Annotated in this window: 1 protein-coding gene; it reads left to right on the forward strand. The window is 43.4% G+C overall.

The window, feature by feature from the left end; all coding sequences use genetic code 11:
* Positions 1–251, forward strand: a 251-nt coding sequence (locus tag ACFIKE_RS12160) for a hypothetical protein (protein WP_375650221.1), incomplete at both ends; no start/stop codon positions are given.

A 251-nucleotide genomic window follows, 5' to 3' on the forward strand; every position in this document is an offset into this window, starting at 1 on the left:
AGCCCTTTTGAAGATAGGCCTCATGATTCTTCTGTTGGATGGTATCTTGTCGATGATGGGCGTAGCGCCTTTGAAAAGGCTTGTGGATATACACCGCCTCTGCTCATAAAATGGGCACGGGCTTTTTGCTGCTTAAAACTGAGAGTCATTGCCATTCCTATCTCTTTTCTAACACTTGCTCTTTTGCTTGCAGTTTACACTTTTTTACAAATATCTGGCATGACACCATGGATGTCCCTTTGCTTGACTGT

It is taken from the genome of Bartonella sp. MU70NMGDW, assembly GCF_042194085.1.
Lineage (GTDB): Bacteria > Pseudomonadota > Alphaproteobacteria > Rhizobiales > Rhizobiaceae > Bartonella > Bartonella grahamii.